3 protein-coding genes and 2 pseudogenes are annotated in these 2,687 nt (G+C 61.6%); 1 reads left to right on the forward strand and 4 read right to left on the reverse strand.

Features of this window, described 5'->3' with window-relative positions:
* Window positions 1-303 precede the first annotated feature (303 nt).
* A complete protein-coding gene (locus L9Z73_RS28755; RefSeq protein WP_247408198.1) occupies window positions 304-537 on the forward strand; it encodes a hypothetical protein in 234 nt (77 codons plus the stop codon).
* A 59-nt stretch (window positions 538-596) separates the two neighbouring features.
* Here L9Z73_RS28755 and L9Z73_RS28760 read toward each other — a convergent pair.
* The 4 genes and pseudogenes from L9Z73_RS28760 to L9Z73_RS28775 form a co-directional block, all read right to left on the reverse strand.
* Window positions 597-1,274: pseudogene (locus L9Z73_RS28760) on the reverse strand (chromate transporter); the annotation flags it as partial.
* Between the two features lie 28 nt (window positions 1,275-1,302).
* Window positions 1,303-1,722 carry an MFS transporter gene (locus tag L9Z73_RS28765; protein ID WP_247408200.1) on the reverse strand — a complete coding sequence of 140 codons (420 nt, stop codon included), beginning with the start codon at window positions 1,720-1,722 and terminating at the stop codon, window positions 1,303-1,305.
* Window positions 1,719-2,336 (reverse strand): GTP cyclohydrolase II, encoded by a 618-nt coding sequence (gene ribA / locus L9Z73_RS28770; RefSeq protein WP_247408202.1) that lies wholly within the window; start codon window positions 2,334-2,336, stop codon window positions 1,719-1,721. Before ribA ends, L9Z73_RS28765 begins: the two co-directional genes overlap by 4 nt.
* 214 nt (window positions 2,337-2,550) lie before the next feature.
* Window positions 2,551-2,687: pseudogene (locus tag L9Z73_RS28775) on the reverse strand (EamA family transporter); the annotation flags it as partial.

Consider the following 2,687-nt stretch of genomic DNA (forward strand, 5'->3'; position numbering starts at 1 on the left):
AACTCAGTAGTGAAACGATGCATCGCCGATGGTAGTGTGGGGTTTCCCCATGTGAGAGTAGGTCATCGTCAAGATTAAATTCCAGAACCCCTGTTTGCTCACGCAGACAGGGGTTTTGTTTGTCTGCGGGAAAATATTCTCAAACTGGTAGGGAGTCCCCGTTAGGTGTGCGCCAGCTTGAATCTGTCGACACTCGATGCCCGGTTTTGGGCCGAAAGCAGCCCCTTTCTTTCCAAACAGGTCTACCATGCCAGCCCGGGAGTGGTCCACGCGCTACCGTCCATTTTTCATAAAGGTACCGCAATGACCATCGACCAAATTTCCCTTCCCAAAGGCGTAGGCCCTCACGCCTCCAAGCTTCTCGACGCCATCACCGGCGCCTCCACCCACGAAGAACTCAACCGCGCCGGCGGCAAAGCTGAAGGTTTTGTCCTGGGGCTCGAGTCCAGCAAGGCCATCAAAAGCCAAATCGCCGAGTCGTTGTATGTGGCTTACGACGACGCGGCGAGTAATCGCGCGAGTGAGTTGAAGGGTTAGTCGCTAGCCGCAGAGGTCTTCGGACTGGGTCAAGCGGCAATGCGCGGTGGCCGCGCGGGTTACACGATAAGACTTAATAACCATCCCGCCGCGCCACTTCCTACAACCACCAGCCACGGTGGCAGCTTCCATACCATCAGCGCCACCAGGCCGATCAGGGCCAGGCCGAAGTCCCGTGCGCTAAAGATCGCACTGGTCCACACCGGCTGGTACAGCGCCGCCAGCAACAGGCCAACTACTGCGGCGTTCACGCCCGCGAGGGCGGCCTGGGTGCGCGGGCTGTTCCGCAGGCTTTCCCAGAAGGGCAGCGCGCCCATCACCAGCAAAAACGACGGGGCGAAGATCGCCAGCAGGCAGAGCGTGCCGCCGAGCCAGCCGTTCGGGGGCTGTGTCATCGAGGCGCCGAGGAAGGCGGCGAAAGTGAACAGAGGGCCGGGCATAGCTTGGGCGGCGCCGTAGCCGGCGAGGAATACGTCGTTGCTCACCCATCCGCTGGGTACGACTTCGGCCTGCAGCAGCGGCAGAACCACGTGGCCGCCGCCGAATACCAGCGAGCCGCTGCGGTAGAAGGCGTCGGTCATCGCCAGGCTCTGGCTGGGGATCAATTGGGCCAGGATCGGCAGGCCGGCCAGCACCAGCACAAACAGCGATAACCACATCGCCCCTGCACGGCGGCTGAGCGTCACGGGCAACGTATCGTGCGCAGCGGGCGGCGTGGGCTTGAACAGCAGCAGGCCAGCAGCAGGACCGCCAGCCAGCGAAGCCTCATCCCAACTGACGCGGGATGCGGTAGAGGTAAAACAACACCAGGGTCGACAGCACGAGCAGAAACAACGGCACCGCTTCCAGGCCGACAAACACTGCCAGCGCGCCAATCCAGGCCGGCACGGCTGCAATCAGCAAGGCCATGCGGCGACGGGCGGCAAGGGTGAGCCAGGCTGCCGGCTCCTCGGCGGTATCGAGGGCTTTGGACGTGGCGATCAACGCATGTTTATAGCCATGGAAATACCGCAGACTGAGAAACATCGAGGCCACGCCGGCAATGAAGAACGGCATGGCCAGCACCGGCAACAGCGGCTCGGCCCGACCGAACAACAGGTTGATCACGAACAAAGGCAGCAACGCGAGCGCCAGGTATTGCCACCAATTGAAGGTCAATCGCCGTTTCACCTGGCCTCGGGTCACGCGCGGTCGACCTCGCCCTGATGCTCGTTGCCCATCATGTGGTCGAGCTTGCTGGCTTTGGTCGCCAGGTAGAGCTTGTTGTGCGGGTTGTGCCCGGTGTGCAGCGGCACGCGCTCGGCGACGGTGATGCCCATCTCGGTCAAGGCTTTGACCTTGCGCGGGTTGTTGGTCATCAGGCGCAGGGATTTCACGCCCAGGTGCTCCAGCATCGGCAGGCAGATGCCGTAGTCACGCTGGTCAGCGGCAAAGCCCAGGCGCTCGTTGGCTTCAACGGTGTCGGCGCCGCCATCCTGCAACTCGTAGGCGCGGATTTTGTTCAGCAGGCCAATGCCACGACCTTCCTGGCGCAAGTACAGCAAGACGCCACGGCCTTCATGGGCAATGGCGCGCATCGCGGCTTCCAGTTGCGAACCGCAGTCGCAACGCTGGCTGAACAGCGCGTCACCGGTCAGGCACTCGGAGTGAATGCGACCAAGCACCGGCGCGCCATCGGCGATATCGCCCAGGGTGAGCACAACGTGCTCGCGCCCGTTGGCGCCTTCGAGGAAGCCATGCATGGTGAACGAGGCAAAAGGGGTAGGCAGCTTGGAAGCAGCGACGAAAACGACGGGCACCGTGTGCTCCTGATTTCAGATTTCACAGAGGCACGCATTGTAACAGCACGTTCCTACAGACGCTTAAGCTGAATTATCACTGATAAAGATCAATCGGTTCGATTGGCCTTCGTCTCGGTTCTATGCAAGCCAGAACACTGGCTCAGGATGTCTCGCGAAAATGCTGATAGCCGCGAATGGCCGGGGTGATGTCGTGCCCGTTCGCGTCGAGCAGTGTCACACCCTGCCCCGCCAGCTCCGGCCAGAACAACAGGCCCAACCCCAACAAACCAAGCCCGCCGCCCATCAACACATTGCGCGCGACCCGCTGGCCAAAAAACACCCGCGCATTCAGGGCATTCCACAGCGTCG

Source organism: Pseudomonas emilianonis (assembly GCF_023072625.1).
In the GTDB taxonomy this organism is placed as follows: domain Bacteria; phylum Pseudomonadota; class Gammaproteobacteria; order Pseudomonadales; family Pseudomonadaceae; genus Aquipseudomonas; species Aquipseudomonas paraveronii.

Excerpts from the sequence above, each read along its gene's own strand:
- L9Z73_RS28755 (WP_247408198.1), top strand. The coding sequence starts at position 304 with ATGACCATCGACCAAATTTCCCTTCCCAAAGGCGTAGGCCCTCACGCC.